This is a genomic window from Pseudoalteromonas sp. S408 (assembly GCF_005886645.1).
In the GTDB taxonomy this organism is placed as follows: Bacteria; Pseudomonadota; Gammaproteobacteria; order Enterobacterales; family Alteromonadaceae; genus Pseudoalteromonas.
Map to the genome: position 1 here is coordinate 212,666 of NZ_PNDY01000002.1, position 20,976 is coordinate 233,641.

Consider the following 20,976-nt stretch of genomic DNA (forward strand, 5'->3'; position numbering starts at 1 on the left):
AAACTTACGCTTTAATGGTAAAAACATACAATAAAAATAAAGCGTGATTTATGGAAAAAAATGAGCCTAGTTTCAACAGTTTTAAAGCTTTTTACCCTTATTATTTAAAGGAGCATCGCAACGTAACCTGCCGGCGTTTGCATTTTGTAGGCAGCCTATTGGTACTTATGGTCATTATTAGCGCATTATTAAGCCAAACATATGCGTTATTGTGGCTATTACCCGTAATTGGCTATGGCTTTGCATGGGTGGGGCATTTCTTTTTTGAAAAAAACCGCCCAGCCACGTTTAAGCACCCTTTTTATAGCTTATGGGGAGACTGGGTTATGTTTAAAGATATACTCACTGGAAAAATAAAATTTTAATAAAGTTACTCGCACCAAAAAGCCACCTTAATTAGGTGGCTTTTTGGTTACTTTATATCAATTCGCTTAATAGAGTATTAAACGCTAAACCACTTTAGTTAACCAACCATGTGTATCTTCTGCTTTACCCCATTGAATGTCGTTCAATGCTTGGCGCAGACGCGCGGTTGTTGGCCCAGGCTCCCCTGTGCCCACTTTGTATTCTTTATCGTTATGAATAAAAGTACCCACAGCCGTTAATACCGCGGCAGTACCAGAAAGCGCAGCCTCTGTACCTGGCTTTGCAGCACGCTCTAAAAGCTCAGTGACTGTAAAATTACGTTCGCTAACCGTCATGCCTAAATCTTTAGCAATCGTTAAAATGCTATTACGCGTTACGCCGTGTAAAAAGGTGGAGTCGAGCGCTTTGGTTATAATTTCGTTGCCATCAATCAAAATAAAGTTGGCAGCACCGGTTTCTTGTACGTCCCCACCTGGGCAAAATAATATTTGGTCTGCTTGATACTGCTTGCGAGCTGCGCTAATTGGACCAAGCGCACTGGCGTAGTTACCGCCACTTTTAACCATGCCCATATGAGGTGCACAGCGCATACCATCTTCTTCAAGTAAAACACGTAGTGCCGTTGCACCACCGGCAAAATAATCACCAACGGGCGAAAGTAAAGTGTATAACAATGAGCTCATTGAAGGTGCTGCTGCCTTACCAATTGCCGCTTCTGTGCCTATGTGTGTTGGACGAATATACATAGAGCCAGGCGGTAATGGAGTTTCATCAGCATATTGGCGAACAATATCAATAATCATCGTTTTAAGCATATCGCCATCAAAACTTGGTAAGCTTAAAAGTGCAGAACTTTGCTGCATACGGGCTATGTTTGCATCCATTCTAAAAATATAAACAGACCCATCGTCATGACGAAATGCTTTTAAGCCCTCAAAACAGGTGCTTGAATAATGAAGAACGTGTGCACCAGCATGAAACTCAAGCTTATCGCATGGAACAACTGAGGTTTCGCTCCATTGATTATCTGAAAAACGAGCTTGAATCATCTGCGGCATAAACACAGTACCAAATGCGGCCATTTTAATCTCTCTTGTGTGGTCTATTTTTCTCCATTGTATGACAATCATGCATCATTTAACCATAGCTAAAGTAACGGATTTTTAATTAACAATAAGAAAAAACAACACTCACTGTATGTTAATTAATCATAACAGCAAAAAACCGGCATGTGCGCTAACAAATGCCGGTTTATGTTTTCAATTTTTAAAGCGCTTTACGCAGCCCTATCGCTATTTAAACGAGTATCTAATAATTCGCTTTAACACCGAGCCATATTGTTTAAAAAATCCGCCAGTATGGTAATCAATGCCGTGTTTTTGCATAACCGCTTGTACCTGAGGTGCCACTTCTTGATAACGTGACGACGGCATATCTGGAAATAAATGGTGCTCAATCTGGCAACTCAAATGCCCTGTTAAAATATGAAACCAATTCGCCCCTTTAATATTAGACGAGCCCAATACTTGACGATAATACCACTGGCCTTGTGTTTCATTTATACAGTCTTGCTCTTTAAACGTTTCGGTGTCTTCAGTAAAGTGGCCGCAAAATATAATTGTCGAAGTCCATAAATTACGCAGTAAATTTGCTAATAAATTACCCGCTATCACCCACAAAAATAAAGGCCCTGCTAATAACGGAAATATCGCATAATCTTTAATTAACTGCCTAGCGCCTTTGCTAAAAAAGCGCTGTTTTAATGTGGTATGCGACACTTGCCCTTCACGGTTTTCTTTCTTTTTCCCCATGAAAACGCGCTCTGCTGCTAGTTCATGGTACGACACGCCCCACTGAAACATCACACTTAAATTTATATAAGTAAAAAACTGCCACACATTTTTAAAGCGCCATTTGAAATCATCACTTAAGCGCAGCAGTCCATAACCAAAATCACGGTCTTTGCCAATAATGTTAGTGTATGTATGGTGCTCAAAATTGTGAACCCGATGCCAACTTTGGCCATCGCAGGCTATATCCCATTCATATTGCTCAGAATTAAGCTGTTTGTCGTTCATCCAGTCGTATTGCCCATGCATAACATTATGGCCAATTTCCATATTATCGAGAATTTTAGCCAAGGCCAGTAACAAAACACCTGCAACCCATAGTAAAGGCTGAATAAATCCAAGCATTAATAATATTCGCCCGCTCCACTCACATAGCCTTTGCTTTCGAACGACAGAGCGAATGTAGTCAGCATCTTTTTGCCCTACTTTGGCAAGCGTATTCATTTTTATGGTATCTAAATCGCTTGCAAGCTGGTCAAAGTTTATATTTTTCATAATTGTAACTCCAAGTTACTCACAGGTTGGCTTATACAAAGCTGAATTAATTGCTCGCCGTTGTCTGACATTTCACCTGTTTTTAAATTACGTACAATTCCCGATTTTTTAATACATTGGCACTGATGGCAAATACCAATTCCGCAGCCACGTTTTACCGGTAATTTTTTAGCTTCAAACTGGCTAAGAAGTACATCATTGCCTTCAACAATGTGAGCTTGGCTGTTCACTTTTACAGTAAACTGATCTTCATTGTTTACTTGGGGTAACGTTAAGCCAAACGCTTCTTGGTAGTAATTAAGGTCATGTTTTTTAGCAAACTCTTGTACTGTTTGCATAAACCCTAGTGGCCCACAGCAATATATATCGGGATTGTCCCACTGTTTAATATTGCTGGTAATGTCGCTCGACTGCTCACGTGTTAACAATAAAAATGAAAAATGACTAAATTGTGTGGCCAATTCTCGCAACTCATCAACACATTGGTGCTCGCCTGATTTTGCGTAATACACCAAATTTACTGCTTTGGTTGTTTGCGCTAAGTAATCGTCAAGCATTGCTAGCATCGGCGTTATACCAGACCCACCAGCTATAAATGTGGCGGGAGTATGTGTATTTTTAAATACAAACTCACCCGATGCAGCCGATATATTGCACCATGTACCCGCTTTAGCTTTGTTGTTTAATAGCCCGGTAAATCGTCCTTGTTCGCTTGTTTTAATTAACAAACGTATAAATCCCGTTTCGTTGAAATATTTAACACCTGAAGCAACTGTAAAAACGCGCGTTAATAATCGTCCATTCATTTCAATGGTTAAGCTGATGTGTTGCCCTGCGGTATGCGCAGGCCATTGTCTACTTGGTTTGAGCTGCAAACTCAAAAATTCACCATTCAATGATTCTGAACTAATCAGTTGTGCTCTAAATTGCCCTGCACGCCAAGCAGGTTTGAACACTTGCATTATTGGCTCTATATAGCCTGCAAACGTTTGATGGTGTAAAAACCACGTTGAAAATTGATTTAATGCCTGCGTCAACATTCTAATAAAATCTCTATATTGGTCTATTGCTCAATGGTTTGTGCAAACTGGGGTGTTAGCACAAATCAGAACCTTAATTATTTGAGCGTACAAGTGTAAGCTCAAACTTCAGCGCACAAGTGTACGCTGAAAATTTGAATTTTCAACCCTATTAGCGTATTTATTCCACAATTTAGTTAAAAAATCGAATGAAAAACAAACTAAACAAAATTAATAAACGTATTTGTAAACTTACTTTAAAAGTAAAAATAGACTTTACTAATTGAGCTTACTCATTTTTAAAGTTCGCGGCTAACATAGGTAACTAGCTAAAAGTAATGGTATTTTTCACTTGTCGCAACACTTAGCAAATTTTTACTGCTCGTGCTAACGTAACCCTAATTTGATTAATTTTGGAAATATCATGGTCAACATAAAATCAAAAAAATATACATATTCTGTTAAAAGCGCCGCGCTAACGGCTGCTTTATTTTCGCTTTCTGCTATGCCAGTCAGTGCAGTAGATTTTAAAGCGCTGTCGAGTTTGCCACTAAATGTAAAAACAATAAGCGTTGCTGAGGGTGTGACTATTCCTTGGGCAATAGAGGCATTACCAAACGGTGATTTATTAATTACCGAGCGAAGTGGAAAACTATTTTTATTACGTAAAAACACCTCAACGCTTACTCAAGTAAAGGGATTGCCCGATATAGACGCTAACGGCCAAGGCGGCTTACTTGATTTAGCACTGCATACCGATGATAAAAACAACCAATGGCTTTACCTTACTTACTCAAGTACTGAGGGCAAAGGCAGTGGTAGTAACACGGCGTTAATGCGCGCAAAATTGAGCGATGATCACACTCAACTACTAGAGCTACACGTTTTATACAAAGGTGAGCATAATAGTACAAAAGGCCAACACTACGGCAGTCGTATTGTGTTTGATAAACAAGGCTATGTTTATTTTTCAATAGGAGATCGTGGTTCTCGCGACATCAACCCGCAAGATCTTACTCGCGATGGAGGTAAAATTTATCGCCTTCATCAAGATGGCCGTATTCCAACAGATAACCCCTTTGTTAAACAAGCCGATGCTAAGCATGCCGTATGGTCTTACGGGCATCGAAACCCGCAAGGCATGTGGTTTGATACAAAAAATAATGTACTTTGGGCTCACGAACATGGCCCCCGAGGCGGTGACGAACTTAATTTAATAAAACCAGGATTAAACTACGGATGGCCAGTAGTTAGCTATGGCGTAAATTACAGCGGCACGTCATTTACAGACCTGCAAACAAAGGAAGGCATGCAATCGCCAACATCACAATGGACACCATCTATTGCGCCATCAGACATGCTATTTGTCACCAGCGACAAGTACCCTAAATTAAAAGGTAAAGTGCTTTTATCGTCGATGAAGTTTTCGTTTTTAAGTGCACTTACTCTTGAAAAAAACACGTTAAAAAACCAAGAAAAAATATTAGAAGGCATTGGCCGCGTAAGAAGTTTAGCCCAAGGTGCTGATGGTTACATTTATTTAGGCCTAGATGGCCAAGGTATTAAACGCCTAGAGCCTGAGCTATAAAACCGTTTAGTAACCGCAGCATAGCAAATAATTCGTTTACCTTGTTTTAATTTAATAAGGTAAACGCCTTACTGCTAAAAGAACTTTTTGTCGCTTTGTAGCGTATGGTAATGCAATCACTTTTATAAAATTAAGCGAGTCCCATGTTTTCGATATTCAAATCAGACCCAACAAAAAAATTACGTAAAGAGTACGACGCCAAATTAGAGCAAGGCATGCAAGCTCAGCGTAAAGGCGACATTAAAAGCTACGCCATGTTAAGCGAAGAAGCCGAAAAAATCTGGAGTGAAATAGAAGCGCTTGAAGCAAAAAAAACCAAATAAATTCGTATTAAACGTGTTTGCCCGTTTCACAAGCAGGTAGACGCGTTTAGTAAATAATTAATTACCTCTTTGTTTTACAGCTCCGACCCGCAAAAAACCTACCCTTATAATAGCCTTACACAAACAATTGTATTTAAAGCGGATACTTATATTATCGTTGCCATTTTTTAGAGGTGGTAAAATGGTTTAAAAAAGCTTTTGGTTTTTATTTTAAATCTTTAATTACTGCAATTGCTAAAGCGATGGCGTTTTTCCTCCTAAGTCAGAAAGTGAGGACAATTTCCTCTTTTTTGCCTGTTGTTAAAAGTGCTATGGTCAACTATATCCGACTTAAAGTTTAATACTCGCAATGTGTTACAGGATTTGTTATTAATATTAAAAATAAATAAGAGGACATACATTGCTCATAGAGGAAAGTGTCCTTTGATAAAGTTGTTAGGTGCTACGGTGAAAAACCAAAAATCTTCGTTTTTTTTAGTACCATTTTTATTGCTGGCAACGCCGTTTGCTTTTATTTCTAAGCTTTTCGAAAACCGCATCGAACTGTCACGAGTCGAAGTACAGAGTATCCTTGATAGAATGCGGAGTAATGAGCCAGATGAGAATCTTTGGGATGACTTTTTAAGTGTTCCAATTAAAGATAATTTTTTGGATATGATTCGTGAAAAAGTTGAGGTTTTATGGGCTTACGATGAGTACTTAACCAAAAGCGCAAGTGGTCAATATATACTTAATCAGAAAGGCTTGGACGAATTAGCCAACATAATTCAGGAGCTACGCTTTGGTCGCACCTAACAAAAAAATTAAGTTCGCCCGATCCGCGGGCTGGGACGCCGTGATTAGTAACTCTGTATTCATTCAGTTCGCAATTATGTTTATTGGGTTAATTAAAGTTTGGGGAGATAGTGGATTAGGCAACATTACTATGGGTAATTTTTTATACGCAATGGCAATCACAATTCCTCTATCCCTTATTACTGGGCTACTGATAGTTATGTATGAATCACGTAAAGGTAAAAACGATGTATAACAAACCAATCAAGCGAATGCGAGAAGCTATTGCGGATTTATTTGCACTGCAAGCGCACCGCTTATTGGGGTATTATGTGCCAAGAGGATAATATGGAATACAGTCCTTTATTAGAAGTTCAGGATCAGACCTTAGTCATAACTCGATCCACATTGTCGGAGTTAAAAAGCTTTAAGGGTAGTGATTTTTTTGCTGAACTGCCAGGAAGTGTTCCAAACGAAAAACAGCTATTAACTAAAACACTAGAATCAATTTTAGACACTCTTATTAATGGTCTTCTGCAGAACCCATCAAAATTTTGGGTCATGGAAACGTTTTTGCCAGAATTAAAAATCATGGAAATGCAAGACACTGAGGCGAAAGAACACTTTGGGGACCATTTAGAGATAATTATGGATATCCTACATATAGAAAGCTCAGATGGCTTATTGAGCTACTCCTTGTAAGGATGTATCGGGTGGCACATAACAAAAAATTTAAGTCACTCACTTGGTTCGCTGGGACGCAAATATTTGGGGCGGCTTCGCCATTGTGCCCCACACTTCTGCGCCCCTTATATAAAAGTTAGGTATACACATGAGTCTTCTGCCAATGGCTGATGCAGTGTCCGATGAAAAGGACGTGAAAGAAGCTAAAAGGATTATTGCTGAAAAGCAACTGGTTGGTGCTGCCAACAATACAAAATGGAATGAACTCATCTCAGAAATACGAGTTCTACCCAATCCCCCTTGCTACCGAACAAAGGTTGTAAATGGTTACGTATCAGGTTGGGATAGCGAATGGTATTATCACTTACCATTTCCACTGCTTTGCGTTGAGTGGATTGATATAGAACTAACTGAAAATGTATTAGCTCTTGTGAATGAAATTGGTTTTGAGTTCGAAAAAACTAAGTCAATAATCAGGATTTGGGGTTACTTTCCAAAGTGTTACGAGGGTTTTGGGGAAGAGTATACCTAACAAGCCAAGTCATCGAAAAACCACTCACTGACTGCTCCAAAACGTTCTCGTTTTCAGATGCTTAGGGGGTTAGGCGACAACAAGGACATCGCAAATTATGGACACATTTTTTTCAGCACTATCTGGTTGCTCTGCAGCCGTTGCTGCTTACTTCTCATTCCAAGCTATAAGGGAATGAGAAGAATGTTTTTTTTGTTAAAAGAAATGATGTAGCAATCAATATCGATTTTTTATACAGAAAATTTCAGTTCGAGTATGAAACTTTCTATATTTCTAAATATTTAGGCAATCAAGAAATTATTGTATCTTCGAAATATTTCGTAGACGAAGCCTTATTCGAGAAGTTTATCGATCTTTTACATAAGTTACATAGACTAGAGCATAATTCAAAGTCTGGTGCAGAAATAAATGACCTATTGAGAGAAATAGATCAACTATTCATAGCTATACTTCCAAGCCAGAGGCTAGATGAATAAGTGTCGCCGAACAAAAAATCAAGTCACACACTTCGTTCACTGGGACGCAAACATGCCCATTATGCTCCTCATGCCTTCGCCCCTTATTTTAAAAATTAAGGCTTCAGAATTACTCATTTTTAAGAAAATTAGCCTGTTTTATAGGTTCCAAATAGCATTGCCTAATGCTTTAAAAACGCTTAGAGTTAATTACAGGAACCCTTTTTTAATTGAGTTTGGCTGTTGGAGTTATTCTACAGTCTTATTATAAGCCCTAAATAGAATCGAGTTTATGTCTCTGTTAGTTTGTAAAAAATGTAATTCAATAACTACCGCAAGGATTAAAACTCCCAACGCTAGGCAACAAAATTATGTTTGTCCTGTTTGTGGTACTTCAATTAATACATTTAAGATTATTAATTATGTAATTGGTCTTACTGTTTTGTTTACGCTTTGGGTTATTTCATTTTTCTCTCATCATATGATTGAGGGGAATTTTAAGTTTAACCAAGAGAATCAATTATCATTAATAGCCGTTAGTGTACTAGTAACCTTTATTGGCTACGTTACTTACAGACGCTCCAAGGAAGTTGAAAAATCTAAAAAGTGGGTGTTATTTGGTAGTATTGCAGGGGTATTACTTTTAAATGAAATTCATACAGCAGCCTTAAGAGTTTGGGGCCTATAAGGAGGTTAAAATAAACATTGCTCTTCCCGTTTAATTGGCCTCACTATTATTTTCATCATACACATTTACAGGATTAATTTGCATTAGCAGTGCGGGGTTATCAATTGGTTTAAACCCATATTGCGCATAAAAGCCATGCGCATCCGATGTGGCTAATAAAAAGCGCCTGAGGCCTTGAAGCTCAGGGTGTTCTACTATTGTTTTAATGAGTAACTTGCTCAGGCCACGCCCTTGTAGGTGCGGGATAATAAATACATCTGCCAAGTAGGCAAAAGTAGCGTTGTCGGTAACTACCCGTGCAAAACCAACTTGCTCGTTATGAGCGCTGTAAACGCCAAAGCACATTGAGTTATCAATCGCTTTTTGCATCACACTTTTAGGTATGCCTTTTGCCCAGTAACTATTAGCAATAAAGTTATAAATAACGTTAAAGTTCAGCTTAGACTTGTCTGTACTAATTGAGTAGTTGTGAGGTTGTTGAGTCATTTTGAACTATCCAGTACAGTGTTTAATAGTTTTTTACATACTTTAACTGTGTATCGTGTAGTTTTGAAAGCAACAGTAACGAACAAATAGCGCCAAATAACGCTAATGCCATATCAGACTGTGTATCCCACACATACCCTTGCGTCCCTAAAAAAGCCTCAGCGTTTTCACCGGTCAGTACTGCCACCCACCATTCTATTAATTCGTAAAACGCACTAAACGCCAAACTGACAGATATAACAAATAAAGTTAACCAACCTCGGCCATTCACAACCTGCTTTCGTAGCAGTATTTCGCGCGCTAGCAAAGCAGGCACAAACCCCTGAAAAAAGTGCCCTACTTTGTCATAGTTATTTCGCTCGCTACCTAATAAATTGTCAAATAAAGGTACTTCTGCGTAGGTATAGTGGCCACCCACCATCAGCACAATACAATGCACTAAAATAAAAAAGTACAATAAAGGGGTTAATTTAAAATGTTTATACGTGCTTGCTATAAGTGCTAATCCAATCACTGCGGGGATAACTTCAAGCAGCCAAGTAAATTGATCTTTAGGGTTAATGCCAGACCAAATTAATGCACCAAAAAAAAGGCTAAGCCATGCAAATTTCACGAGTATCCTTTCCTTATTTATTTAATTTTAATACAGTCTACCTTTTCAATATTAACAAAACTACCACCTGTTATTGGCTCAATTAATAGTAAACAGTACTTTTATCTGTAGTTAGTTTTAGCCGTTAACCGATTAAATAAAGTAGGGAAAAACCGTTTTATTGTTGGTGCCCAACCACTTAACCCTTGCCCTACAATAACTTCGTCTTTTTTGTTGGCAATTGCTTTTATCATTTTTGCAGCAGCATCAGATACTGCCATGCCGTTTTCAATTGATTCTTCAGGTTTATTTTGTGCGACGCCCTGCTCGTTTAACGAGTTATGCGCAATCGCTGTTTTTATCGAACCGGGGCAAATAGTTAAGCAATGAATATTGTGTTCAGCCACTTCCGCCCGCAGGCAATCCATAAATCCTACAACTGCATATTTTGAGCCTGAATAACCCGTTCTAAACTTTGAGCCAACTTTTCCTGCCACACTACTAATAGCCACAATTGAACCGCTTTTTCTGGCAACCATTGAGGGTAATATTGCTTTTGTCAGTGCTATTAAACCAAAATAATTAACCTCCATAAGCTGGCGGTATACATTAAAGTCGTTTTCTAAAAATAAACTCCGCTGAGATACCCCGCCATTATTTATTAAAATATCTATAGCGGGTATGTCATCAATTTGTGAATTCACCGAGCTAAGCACTTGCTCTGGGTTTGCTAAATCAAGCGGTATAATTAAATGTCCATCACCTTCAAGCGTTGCTTTTACCTCAGTGAGCTTTTCAACATTGCGGGCAGATAAAATAATGCGTGCGCCTAACTTTGCAAATTGAACGGCAAGCTCTTTGCCAATACCTGACGATGCGCCGGTGATCCACACTGTTTTATTATTAAAATCCATTTGCACCTCTTTACTTTATTACGCTTTTGTTGGCCCAGCTATCGTATTCACTTCGTTTTCAAGCTGTTTGTAAAATCCCATTAAAAATAATAATTCAACGGTTACGTACAATGGGCCAATAATTAAACCTATTAAATCATCAACAAACGCAGGCTTTTTACCTTCATAATAATGCCCAATAAACTGCAGCACCCAACCAAAAACAAATACCCCCACGCCAATGCTTAACCAAGGCCAAAAAGCCATAGCCGCGATTGGCTGCGCCGCTAAAAGTAATAAAGTAAACAAAACGCCCATTATTAAGCCAAGCGACACACTTAACATTAAGTAATACACCACGCTTGCAAAAACAAAAAGCTGTGCACCATCAATAAGTAAGCTGCCAAGGGGTAACTGAATACGCGCTAATAAGCACAGCACCGCAAATACAATAAGCGGAATACCAAAAAAGTGAGTTAAAACATTGCGTTTAGAGCGGTGGTATAAACCATATTTGCCCAGTTGTTGTTGAAGTGTTTGCATTGTGTATTCCTCTATAAAGTTTTAACTAAAAACTGAACATAACAAATAAAAGTGTAGCAACAATGTCACCTACCCGACACTTACAAAACTAAACCAACGCTGAAATAATACGTCCCTTTTCCCACTCTGGTTGACAATCCATTCTTTCGCGCCCTTTTTGATACTCTTGTTCAAGCATTTTTTGTAGTTCATCCATTTTTTTATTAATTGAATCACTGTCAGCGCCTTGCTTTTGTAACTGCTCAGATAACGCTTCTATTAATGCTTTTATCTCGGTTATTTTGTCTTTATCGATACCTAAACGCTGGTATACCAATGCCTCTTGGGCATTTTGTAAAAAGTTATTAGTAACCTTTGGCCCATTTAACGATTTCTCTTCTTTGGTGGTCTGTTGAATAGGGAGATCAATTGCCGCACGGTTACTTTTTAATGCCGTATTAGTGTCACTCACATAGCTACTATGTTGATTTATAAAGGGAGTTATCATCATTAGCTTAAATCCATTGCCGCAAAGTATTACTTGTAGCAATTTTGGTTCCAACAAAGAGTGCAAGTAAACTAATTTAAAGCTAGGGTCTGTTGTTCTTTTATGGTTGAATTTTCAGCGACCTATTTGATATTTGGGTAAGGTAAAGCTAGGCAACCAACACTCTAGTTAAACCATTTAGGGTGTGTTTTTTATCTGGCTAGTAATTTTTAATTCAACGCAGTCAGCGCTAAAAAAACGGTTTGTTATAGGCTTATTGTTCGCCGCTCAATTTAACTAGCAAGCGCCTGTAGTTTACGTATATCCAACACAGTAATGCACTGATACCCCAAACTAATGGCATTTAGTTTTACCAGTTTTTGTAGTATTTGATTAATAGTTTGCCGTGTTAGGTAGGTCATATCAGCTAACTGTTGCTGAGATAATGCCAGCGGAACGGAAAAATTGGTTTGCTCACCCAGCATTAATAATCTGTTACATACCTTTTGCTCTGCACTGTGCAATGCATGATCTTCCATTGAAGAAAACATAAGGCGTAATTTTTGTGCCAATAGTAAACCAAACTCTTGCCAATACTCAGGGTGTTTACCTAATAACTGCTCCAGTGAGCGTTGTGGAACGAAATATAGCTCTGCATTAGTTTGCGCATAAACGTCATGGGTTCTTAAGCCTTTATCAAATAATGTTACTTCACCAAACCATAGTGACGCATCAATGAAACTCAATACGGCCTCTTTTCCATTACTATTTACGCCACTTATTCGCATAATGCCGCTTAAAACAACGTATATTCCGTCGTGTGGGTCACCACGTAAAAATAATGACTCATGCGCATTAAGGCTTATGCATTTGCCATTAGCTAACAAAAACTGTTTTAAGTGCTCACACCGGCTAGCAAACCATGGTCCCTTTTCAATAATGTCGATTTGTTTTTGTGTTATTGCGCTCATTTTAAATCCGTAATTTATCTAACTCGTTTCTCACCCATTGTGAGCCAAGATATTGCTCTAAATGCTGCTGTGCAAATTTTAAAAAGTTTCGCGCCGCATGCGATATATGCCTTTCGGTTCGCATAACAAAATACCAATGGCTTGCCAAATGAGTGTCGGTAACTGTTAATACCTTAAAGTTTGCATCGTCTTTTGCAAGCACGTGGCGAGATAAAACAGCGATTCCCATGCCCGACGATACCGCAACTCTAATTGCTTCATTACTGGCCATTTGTACCGAATCGCTGAGTACTAAACCACGACTTTGTAGCTCGCTTTCAAATAACATGCGTGTTGCCGAGCCATTTTCGCGTAATAAAAATCGGTATTGCATTAAATCCCCAAGCTTTACTGACTTTACACTGGCAAGAGGATGATTAACCGGCACAATAAACTCAAGCGGATTATGTAAAAAACGTGCAGCTTGCGCATGTTCAAGCGATGGAGGATGGCTGAAAACATAAATATCGTCTTCACCTCGCTCAAATCGATCAAGCACTTCTGCACGGTTGCCTATCTCAAGAGGAAGCTCTACATGCGGGTGCAAATTACTATAAGGCCCCAACAATTTGGGCAAAATGTACTGCGCGGTATTGACCATGGCTATTTTACACCTGCCGCGCTCTCCGCCATTGAGCTCTGTTAAAAAGTCTTGGTAGTCTTCAAAATGCCCAAATACTTGCTGGCAAGTTTTAAAAAGCGCTAACCCAGCCTCTGTTACATGCAGTTTTTGTTGCTGCATATGTATTAATGGCTCGCCTATGGTCTCTTGCAAGCGTTTTATTTGCAGCGAAACAGTGGGCTGGGTTAAGTGCAAGCGCCTCGCGGTTTCACTAATTGAACCTGTTTTTACTACGCTCATAAATACTTCGAGCAACCTAAATGAAATATGTCGTAAATCCATAACGCCCACCTATAGATAATTACCTATACCTAACTAGTATTTATTTTATTATTTACTATACAAAGTTTTAAATACAATAGCGCTACTTAATTTCATATTTAAAAGGAAATGTTGTGCCTGATATAGTTGTTATGTTTTTTATTTTAGGATTAGTAGCAGGAATATTACGCTCTGATTTAACCATTCCTAAAGCAACGTACGAAACGCTAAGCTTATTACTCATGCTAACTATTGGTTTAAAAGGCGGCATGGTACTTCATGGTAATTTAAGTTGGCAGCTACTACCAGAAATGGGCACAGTTATGCTTTTAGGCGCACTTATTCCGCTACTGTTATATCCCATTTTAAAATACGTTATTAAATTATCGGTGGCCAACAGCGCCAGTATTGCAGCGCATTATGGCTCGGTAAGTGCCGGTACTTTTGCGGTTGCGTTAGCGTATGCCGAATCTGCAAATTTAGCCGTAGGCGCTGAAGTAACACTCTATTTAGTTATGCTGGAACTTCCCGCTATCATTGTTGGCTTATTACTTTACCGCAAGCTTGATAAAGACCCAGGCCAAACAAGTTCACTCTCATTAAAAGCGCTCTGGCACGAAACCCTTACCAACAAAAGTGTTATTTTATTAGTGGGTGGTGTAATTATTGGCATGATGTACGGCACATCACAAGGCAGCCAGGTTACCAGCTTATTAACAAGCAGTTTTAAAGTAGTGCTCGCTTTATTTTTACTAGAAATGGGATTAGTAGCTGCACAAACACTTCGCCCTTTCCCATGGCAACATTGGAAATTAGCCACTTTTGCTATTATTACCCCATTATTTTTGGGCACACTAGGTGTGGGCGTAGGTACTTTATTAGGATTAGAACTTGGTTCAGTGGTTATACTCGGTAGCTTGGTAGCCAGTGCCTCTTACATTGCAGCCCCTGCTGCAATAAAAGCCGCTATTCCCAAAGCCGATATAGGCCTTGCCATGCTTAGCTCGCTGGGTGTTACTTTTCCGTTCAATGTAATAGTAGGTATTGGCCTTTACCACCAGCTTGCCGTCGCTATTCAATAGCTAACATTTAGCGCGGTGAGTTGCCACTGACCTTTAACGGTTAACCAGTTTTGTGTGTGGGTTAATATAAAACATTCTTTTCCAACCTTGGCTTTCATTTGTTGCAAGCCAAGGCAGTGGAAATAAAGACACAATTGAATAATGAACATGAGGTGGCTTACCGACTGCATTTCCTGTGCTACCCAGTAAGCCAATATTTTCATTTAGCTTTACAACGTCACCTTCACTTACAGTGTAGCTATTTAAATGTGCTAAATAATGAATACGCCATTTAGCCCCAAGTATAGCAACTACCTTACCGCCTCTTTTAAGCTCGCCACTAAACACAACAAGCCCGTTAACGGGTGCAACAACATGCGTATTTTTCTTACCAAAAATATCAATACCTTTATGAACCCCCGACTTACCCCATGGCTCATACCAAAAAGTAGCATGATTCCAATCGTTGGGTGTTGCTCCTAATACGGGATTAGCTATTTTTTCAGGCAAAGCAAACACGGCGAGTACTAGGGTTAATATAATAATGACTAAGGTGAGCAGTAATATTTTTATGGGTTTCAAAATAGGGCTTATTTTTGAGTTAAACAATTAAATGTATTATTAACCCGCAATTATGAATAGATGATGAGCATTTTAAAAAGCAAAGAACACAAAAAAGCCGATGCAAGATTACTCTAACATCGGCTTTTTCACTATGGTAATACTTATTATAAAGAAAGCTCTTCTTTAGCACGTGTTAAATTGTGCGACACCATTGTGCTATTAGACATTGATTTAGCTTCGTATAAATCAGCAAGACCAGCTGTTTCGTTGTTCGCTTTTAAACGCGCTATACCGCGGTTGCTTAACGCAAATGAAGTCAACTGGCGTACTTTAAATCGAGGTGCATCAGCATCTTTTAACAATGCAATTGCTTTAGTACAAATTGCTTCAGCCTGTGCGTAATTTTTAGATTTAACATTAAGTGCGCAGTTGTTAAACGATTGCTCAAGCGGCTGCGGCGCAGTTTGCGCTTCAATAACCATTAATTTGTAATCACTTGAATCAGCCATTACAGCTGCAGAGCAAGTTAATAATGAGCCAAGAGCGATGGTTTTTAAAAGTGTACGTTTCATGGTTTGCCTTTCCTAATTAAGTGAGTCGTGCTTGTTGCCGACAACTGAACTTTAGAGTAAAAGCTCAAACCTCACAAACGATAAAAACAAACTCAATAAGTGAATAAAATTAACCTATAGACTTTAGTCTAATAACCTTAAAAATATCTGGATTATTTAGTAAATTACATTTTATAAACTATGACTAAAAATAACGCTGTGGTTATAAAAATAGGATTAAAACAATAAAAACTATAATGATACCAATACAAAAAAGCCCCAGCAGGTTAAACCTAGCTGGGGCTTTTTTTTAACTTGGCGCTAACTAAAGCAGCTTATAAAGAAAGCTCTTCTTTAGCGCGATTTAAGTTGTGCGATACCATAGTGCTGTTAGACATTTGGTTAGCTTCGTACAAATCGGCTAAAGCAGCTGTTTCGTTATTTGATTTTAAACGCGCTACACCACGGTTACTTAATGCGAATGATGTAAGCTGGCGTACTTTAAAACGTGGTGCGTCTGCATCCTTTAAAAGCGCAATTGCTTTAGTACAAACTTCTTCAGCTTGTGCATAATTTTTAGACTTAACATTAAGTGCACAGCTATTAAATGATTGCTCAAGTGGCTGCGGCGCAGTTGCAGTTTCAATAACCATTAATTTGTAATCACTTTGATCAGCCATTGCAGCAGCTGAACAAGTAAGTAAAGAGCTAAGAGCGATAGTTTTGATAAAAGTTTTCATGGTCGTAGTCCTGTTATGCCAATTGTTTAAATTAGTGAGCTTTTTTAGCGTCAAGAAAATAGCTTAATAACAAGGCAAAAATTATGAAATATAGTCGTTCTATATAAATAATTTTTAACGCAGTTAGTGAGTTATTTAATTCGCTAAAATGATCATGTTTTAATAAAATTGGTATTAGTTAAGTCGTGCTTGTTGCCGACAACTGAACTTTAGAGAATTACCATCAAACCGACAAACGATAAAAACAAAACCAATAAGTGAAGATAATTAACTTATAGACTTTAGTCGAATGCCGACCATTAATTTCGAAGATTGACATCTATCAAAACAACCAAAAATTTAAACTTATTGAGTGCGTTCAAGCAACTTCACTATTTGGGCTACAACCATTTCTGGCTCATCTTTTTGCGGGTAGTGATAGCTTTTATTTGTTATGACTATTTCACCTTGGGGAAATGCATTAACCCATTTTGAATGTAAGTCACCCCACATTTCACGCGCTTTGTCGGTAAAAAATAATACAGATGGCTTTTTATACTTTTTAACGGAGGCGATAACAGTCACGGGTATATCAGCAATTTGCGGATAATCAGGTAGCGGGCGTTTTGCCCAGAAATCTAAATACTGATTCGACATGCCATTTTTCATGTCATCAAGCTTTATTGCTGCAATTTCTTTTTCAGCGCGTGGTAAATCAATCGCGCGCATAATATCTACATCATGCTCTGATGCAGGCTCAATTAACATCAGCGCTTTAATCTGATTAGGGTATGTTGCAGCAAATACACGCGCAATATAAGCACCATAAGAGTGCGCAACATACACAACAGGCTCATCTACTTTAAGTGCTTTAAGTAATAACACAGCCTCAGCTGCATATTCTTCAGAGCTGTAGTTTTTCTTTATTTGCGCAGAGCCACCATTACCAATACGAGAATACCGTATAACTTTCGCGTGCTTGGTAAGTGACTCAAAAACAGGATCCCAATCACTTAAACCAGCAGAGCCGCCCGCTTCAAGTAAAATAGTATGTTTACCTTCACCTGCTAATTCGTACTCTACATCAAAGCCATTTATTTGAACCTTAGCTCTACTGGCCATTACAACGTGCGGGATAAAAAGCGAATAAAAAATGATTGCGGTAAAGAGTATTCTCATCTTATTTTTTACGTAAGTTTATTTTAAAAATTACCTTAAGCGATATTAAATATGACTTCCAGCGATAATAGTTAAATTTACTAAAGTTTAAATTAAGGTACCTATAAACTCTCTCGCCCATATGCCATAATCTAAATAATTCATTATTTTAGTAACTTGGCGCATATTTGTGCATTTTAAAGTTAACTACTCAGGGTTTTACCATGGCATATCAAGAGCAAAATCAAGCAACTATTTACTGGCACGATTATGAGACTTGGGGGGCAAGCCCTCAAAAAGATAAGCCGAGCCAATTTGCGGGTATTCGTACCGATCTTGATTTAAATATAATTGGCGAGCCGCTTATTGAATATTGTAAGCCGCAAGCGGATTACTTGCCCCACCCTGAGGCATGTTTAATTACCGGTATTACGCCACAAGTGGCGATGAAAAAAGGCTTGGTTGAAGCTGAGTTTATTGCAAAAATTCATGCTGAATTTAGTGCGCCAAATACCTGTGTGGCTGGTTATAACAGTATTCGCTTTGATGACGAAGTAAGCCGTTATAGCTTTTACCGTAACTTTTACGACCCTTACGAGCGCGAATATAAAAACAATAACAGCCGCTGGGATATTATTGATTTAGTACGTGCTTGCTATGCGCTACGCCCTGAGGGCATTGAATGGCCGCTAAAAGAAGACGGTAGCCCAAGCTTTAAGTTAGAACATTTAACAGTAGCCAACGGTATTGAACACGCTGCTGCGCACGATGCGCTAAGCGATGTTACAGCCACTATCGCACTGGCTAAGCTAATAAAAGAAAAACAGCCAAAGCTTTATAACTTCTTTTTTGGGCTACGAAATAAAAAAGCGCTTGGCGATTTAGTTGATGTATTTAACATGACGCCGCTGGTACATACTTCATCGCGTATTCCTGCAACGCAAGGCTGTACAACGTGGGTGGCACCTATGAGCTTTCATCCGGTAAATAAAAACGCCGTTATTTGTTTTGATTTAACCCAAAGCCCGCAAGTGTTAATTGATTTAAACGTAGAAGAATTACGTAAACGACTATACACCAAACGCGTTGATTTAGCCGAGGGCGATTTACCTGTTGGTTTAAAGCTGGTGCATTTAAACAAGTGCCCTATTTTAGCGCCTGCTAAAACGTTATTGCCTGAAAACGCAGCCCGTTTAGGAATTGACCGCGAGCAGTGCCTTGCTAATTTAGCTGTTTTAAAAGCCAATACCGAGCTTCGCGATAAAGTAACTGAAGTGTTTAACGAACAAGGCGATTACAGCGCAACTACTAACGTTGATTACTTACTTTACGATGGCTTTACAAGCCATGCCGACAAAGCTAAATTTGCGATTATTCGCGATGCTAAGCCAGATGAACTAGCGGGCTTAAATTTAGATTTTGAAGATAAAAAGTTCAATACATTACTGTTTAGATACCGTGCACGAAACTGGCCTGAAACGCTCAACCAGCAAGAGCTTGATCAATGGCGCCAGTATTGTCAAAACAAGTTAATGCACGGGGAAGATCAACCCTCAATTAGCGCACAAGATTTTATGATAACCCTTGAAAACTTGGCCCATGAGCACGACGACAGCGAAAAGAACCTCACCATTTTAAAGGCGCTTTATAACTACGCGCAGAGTATGTAATTTGCTTTAAGTTTATTTTTATAGTGCATATAAAAACGCGACGCTTTAATTACTAAAGCGTCGCGTTTTTTGTTTGAATTATTATGGGCTTCGCCCATCACGCAAGCAAGCTTCGCGTCTACAAGTAAAACACACATCTACACCTTCGCGGTAGACGTTGAGTTTGCTCACGTGAAAAGCTCAGCTTTTAATTGCTAAAATAAAACATAATCCTCAAAGAGAAGATAATGAGGAGTAAATGATAAAACATAAGCCAATAATAACTTTGCCTAATCACTTCCTCTAAAAGCGCAGCGCCTCTTTTCCTCTTTGTGAATACATCACTTTACGAGCTTTATCCGTCACGCAAGCAAGCTTCGCGTCAACAAGTAAAACCGCATCTATATCAGCGCGGTAGACGAAAAGCTTGCCCACGTGAAAAGCGTAGCTTTTAATTGCTAAAATAAAACATAATCCACAAAGAGAAGTGAATGAGGAGTAAATGATAAAACATAAGCCAATAATAACTTTGCCTAATCACTTCCTCTAAAAGCGCAGCGCATCTTATCCTCTTTGTGAATAAATCACTTTACGGGCTTTGCCCGTCACGCAAGCAAGCTCGCGTCTACAGAGTTATTTTTTATGCAGCGCTTCTATACGAGCAAGTAAGCTTGAAGTGTCGTATCGGCCGCCGCCAAGGGCTTGTACGTCGGCGTAATATTGATCGACCGTTGCCGTCATTGGCAATGTTGCGCCGTTGTTTTTAGCTTCATCAAGCGCAATGCCTAAATCTTTGCGCATCCAATCTACCGCAAAACCAAACTCGTATTCGCCTGCCCACATTGTTTTGTAACGGTTTTCCATTTGCCACGAACCGGCAGCCCCTTTAGAAATGGTTTCTATAACTTTTTCGCCATCAAGCCCCGCTTGCTTGGCAAAATGTAATCCCTCGGCTAAGCCTTGTACAACACCTGCAATACAAATTTGATTAACCATTTTACAAAGCTGGCCCGAGCCTACGCCACCTAACAATTGGCTAAAACGGCTAAACGCCGCCATTACAGGCTGTACTTTTGCAAATACGGCTTCATTGCCACCGGCCATGACCGTTAAAACACCATTTTCAGCGCCGGCCTGTCCGCCAGATACGGGGGCATCAATAAAGTCGATATTTTGCAGCGCCGCTTTTGCAGCCACTTCACGGGCTACTTCCGCAGAGGTTGTTGTGTGATCAACCAATATAGTGTGCGGTAACATACCCGCTAAAACACCGTCGTCGCCATAAACTACAGAACGTAAATCATCATCGTTACCAACACACATAAATACAATATCAGCGCCTTGAGCCGCTTCGCGTGGGGTGTGTGCAAAGCTTCCTTTGTATTGTTCAGTCCAACTTTGCGCCTTGGATTGTGTTCGATTAAATACACATACGCTATGACCTTTATTGGCTAAATGCCCCGCCATGGGGTAACCCATTACGCCTAAACCTATAAATGCGACTTTCATTGACATAAAAATGACCTATTTAACTGCTAACTTAGAAACTAGGTCTCGATTATGTCAACCGACCAACAAAAAAGCGAATGAAAGTCTTTGTAAAATTTCCACCAATTGGAAATTAAGT

General features: G+C 39.1%; 24 protein-coding genes. 9 read left to right on the plus strand and 15 right to left on the minus strand.

All coding sequences use genetic code 11. The annotated features are described in order from the left end of the window. Positions 1 to 50: 50 nt before the first annotated feature. Complete coding sequence (locus CWB62_RS03310) at positions 51 to 365, plus strand: Mpo1-like protein (protein WP_138529978.1); 315 nt, start codon at positions 51 to 53, stop codon at positions 363 to 365. Between the two features lie 84 nt (positions 366 to 449). Here CWB62_RS03310 and CWB62_RS03315 read toward each other — a convergent pair whose 3' ends face one another. The 3 genes from CWB62_RS03315 to CWB62_RS03325 form a co-directional block, all read right to left on the minus strand. Further along, positions 450 to 1,496, minus strand: a complete 1,047-nt coding sequence (locus CWB62_RS03315; RefSeq protein WP_138529976.1) for a branched-chain amino acid aminotransferase — start codon at positions 1,494 to 1,496, stop codon at positions 450 to 452. A 162-nt stretch (positions 1,497 to 1,658) separates the two neighbouring features. Then, positions 1,659 to 2,711, minus strand: coding sequence for a fatty acid desaturase family protein (locus CWB62_RS03320; protein ID WP_138529974.1), 1,053 nt, complete (start codon positions 2,709 to 2,711; stop codon positions 1,659 to 1,661). Then, the gene (locus CWB62_RS03325; RefSeq protein WP_138529972.1) at positions 2,708 to 3,751 is read right to left on the minus strand and encodes a ferredoxin reductase; all 1,044 of its coding nucleotides are present in this window, start codon (positions 3,749 to 3,751) and stop codon (positions 2,708 to 2,710) included. Before CWB62_RS03325 ends, CWB62_RS03320 begins: the two co-directional genes overlap by 4 nt. Positions 3,752 to 4,154: 403 nt before the next feature. Between CWB62_RS03325 and CWB62_RS03330 the strand changes: the two genes are divergently transcribed. The 6 genes from CWB62_RS03330 to CWB62_RS03355 all read left to right on the plus strand — a co-directional run bounded on the left by CWB62_RS03330 (position 4,155) and on the right by CWB62_RS03355 (position 8,774). Continuing rightward, on the plus strand, positions 4,155 to 5,318 hold the full coding sequence (locus CWB62_RS03330) for a PQQ-dependent sugar dehydrogenase (protein ID WP_138529970.1): 1,164 nt from the start codon (positions 4,155 to 4,157) through the stop codon (positions 5,316 to 5,318). Positions 5,319 to 5,461: 143 nt separating this feature from the next. Continuing rightward, positions 5,462 to 5,641, plus strand: a complete 180-nt coding sequence (locus tag CWB62_RS03335) for a DUF6435 family protein (protein ID WP_138529968.1) — start codon at positions 5,462 to 5,464, stop codon at positions 5,639 to 5,641. Between the two features lie 447 nt (positions 5,642 to 6,088). Continuing rightward, positions 6,089 to 6,436, plus strand: a complete 348-nt coding sequence (locus CWB62_RS03340) for a hypothetical protein (RefSeq protein WP_138529966.1) — start codon at positions 6,089 to 6,091, stop codon at positions 6,434 to 6,436. A gap of 327 nt (positions 6,437 to 6,763) precedes the next feature. Beyond that, positions 6,764 to 7,117, plus strand: a complete 354-nt coding sequence (locus CWB62_RS03345; RefSeq protein ID WP_249310782.1) for a DUF4844 domain-containing protein — start codon at positions 6,764 to 6,766, stop codon at positions 7,115 to 7,117. A 130-nt stretch (positions 7,118 to 7,247) separates the two neighbouring features. Further along, complete coding sequence (locus CWB62_RS03350) at positions 7,248 to 7,631, plus strand: DUF6678 family protein (RefSeq protein ID WP_138529962.1); 384 nt, start codon at positions 7,248 to 7,250, stop codon at positions 7,629 to 7,631. Positions 7,632 to 8,378: 747 nt separating this feature from the next. After that, positions 8,379 to 8,774 carry a hypothetical protein gene (locus tag CWB62_RS03355; RefSeq protein ID WP_138529960.1) on the plus strand — a complete coding sequence of 132 codons (396 nt, stop codon included), beginning with the start codon at positions 8,379 to 8,381 and terminating at the stop codon, positions 8,772 to 8,774. Between the two features lie 30 nt (positions 8,775 to 8,804). Here CWB62_RS03355 and CWB62_RS03360 read toward each other — a convergent pair whose 3' ends face one another. The 7 genes from CWB62_RS03360 to CWB62_RS03390 form a co-directional block, all read right to left on the minus strand. Further along, positions 8,805 to 9,260, minus strand: a complete 456-nt coding sequence (locus tag CWB62_RS03360) for a GNAT family N-acetyltransferase (RefSeq protein WP_138529958.1) — start codon at positions 9,258 to 9,260, stop codon at positions 8,805 to 8,807. 22 nt (positions 9,261 to 9,282) lie between these two features. Next, positions 9,283 to 9,873, minus strand: a complete 591-nt coding sequence (locus CWB62_RS03365) for a DUF2238 domain-containing protein (protein ID WP_138529956.1) — start codon at positions 9,871 to 9,873, stop codon at positions 9,283 to 9,285. A 101-nt stretch (positions 9,874 to 9,974) separates the two neighbouring features. Further along, positions 9,975 to 10,766, minus strand: coding sequence for an SDR family oxidoreductase (locus CWB62_RS03370; protein ID WP_138529954.1), 792 nt, complete (start codon positions 10,764 to 10,766; stop codon positions 9,975 to 9,977). A gap of 18 nt (positions 10,767 to 10,784) precedes the next feature. Beyond that, complete coding sequence (locus tag CWB62_RS03375; protein WP_138529952.1) at positions 10,785 to 11,288, minus strand: Mpo1 family 2-hydroxy fatty acid dioxygenase; 504 nt, start codon at positions 11,286 to 11,288, stop codon at positions 10,785 to 10,787. Between the two features lie 88 nt (positions 11,289 to 11,376). Beyond that, positions 11,377 to 11,778, minus strand: coding sequence for a hypothetical protein (locus CWB62_RS03380; RefSeq protein ID WP_138529950.1), 402 nt, complete (start codon positions 11,776 to 11,778; stop codon positions 11,377 to 11,379). A 269-nt stretch (positions 11,779 to 12,047) separates the two neighbouring features. Then, complete coding sequence (locus CWB62_RS03385; RefSeq protein ID WP_138529948.1) at positions 12,048 to 12,725, minus strand: Crp/Fnr family transcriptional regulator; 678 nt, start codon at positions 12,723 to 12,725, stop codon at positions 12,048 to 12,050. A gap of 1 nt (position 12,726) precedes the next feature. Beyond that, positions 12,727 to 13,668: a LysR family transcriptional regulator gene (locus CWB62_RS03390; protein ID WP_138529946.1), complete on the minus strand. Its 942-nt coding sequence runs from the start codon at positions 13,666 to 13,668 to the stop codon at positions 12,727 to 12,729. A gap of 113 nt (positions 13,669 to 13,781) precedes the next feature. On the opposite strand from CWB62_RS03390, the gene CWB62_RS03395 reads away from it, so the two are divergent. Continuing rightward, complete coding sequence (locus CWB62_RS03395; RefSeq protein ID WP_138529944.1) at positions 13,782 to 14,729, plus strand: sodium-dependent bicarbonate transport family permease; 948 nt, start codon at positions 13,782 to 13,784, stop codon at positions 14,727 to 14,729. Positions 14,730 to 14,762: 33 nt separating this feature from the next. Here the strand turns inward: CWB62_RS03395 and CWB62_RS03400 are convergent, their stop codons facing one another. The 4 genes from CWB62_RS03400 to CWB62_RS03415 all read right to left on the minus strand — a co-directional run bounded on the left by CWB62_RS03400 (position 14,763) and on the right by CWB62_RS03415 (position 17,721). Next, positions 14,763 to 15,290 carry a M23 family metallopeptidase gene (locus CWB62_RS03400; RefSeq protein ID WP_138529943.1) on the minus strand — a complete coding sequence of 176 codons (528 nt, stop codon included), beginning with the start codon at positions 15,288 to 15,290 and terminating at the stop codon, positions 14,763 to 14,765. 146 nt (positions 15,291 to 15,436) lie between these two features. After that, positions 15,437 to 15,844, minus strand: coding sequence for a hypothetical protein (locus tag CWB62_RS03405; RefSeq protein ID WP_138529939.1), 408 nt, complete (start codon positions 15,842 to 15,844; stop codon positions 15,437 to 15,439). A gap of 314 nt (positions 15,845 to 16,158) precedes the next feature. Beyond that, entirely contained in the window at positions 16,159 to 16,563 is a 405-nt protein-coding gene (locus tag CWB62_RS03410; protein WP_138529936.1) for a hypothetical protein, read from the minus strand. Between the two features lie 345 nt (positions 16,564 to 16,908). Continuing rightward, positions 16,909 to 17,721: an alpha/beta fold hydrolase gene (locus CWB62_RS03415; protein WP_138529934.1), complete on the minus strand. Its 813-nt coding sequence runs from the start codon at positions 17,719 to 17,721 to the stop codon at positions 16,909 to 16,911. A gap of 203 nt (positions 17,722 to 17,924) precedes the next feature. Between CWB62_RS03415 and sbcB the strand changes: the two genes are divergently transcribed. Then, positions 17,925 to 19,370 carry an exodeoxyribonuclease I gene (gene sbcB, locus CWB62_RS03420; protein WP_138529932.1) on the plus strand — a complete coding sequence of 482 codons (1,446 nt, stop codon included), beginning with the start codon at positions 17,925 to 17,927 and terminating at the stop codon, positions 19,368 to 19,370. 612 nt (positions 19,371 to 19,982) lie between these two features. On the opposite strand, the gene CWB62_RS03425 is transcribed toward sbcB, so the two are convergent. Beyond that, on the minus strand, positions 19,983 to 20,864 hold the full coding sequence (locus CWB62_RS03425; protein ID WP_138530961.1) for an NAD(P)-dependent oxidoreductase: 882 nt from the start codon (positions 20,862 to 20,864) through the stop codon (positions 19,983 to 19,985). Positions 20,865 to 20,976: the final 112 nt, after the last annotated feature.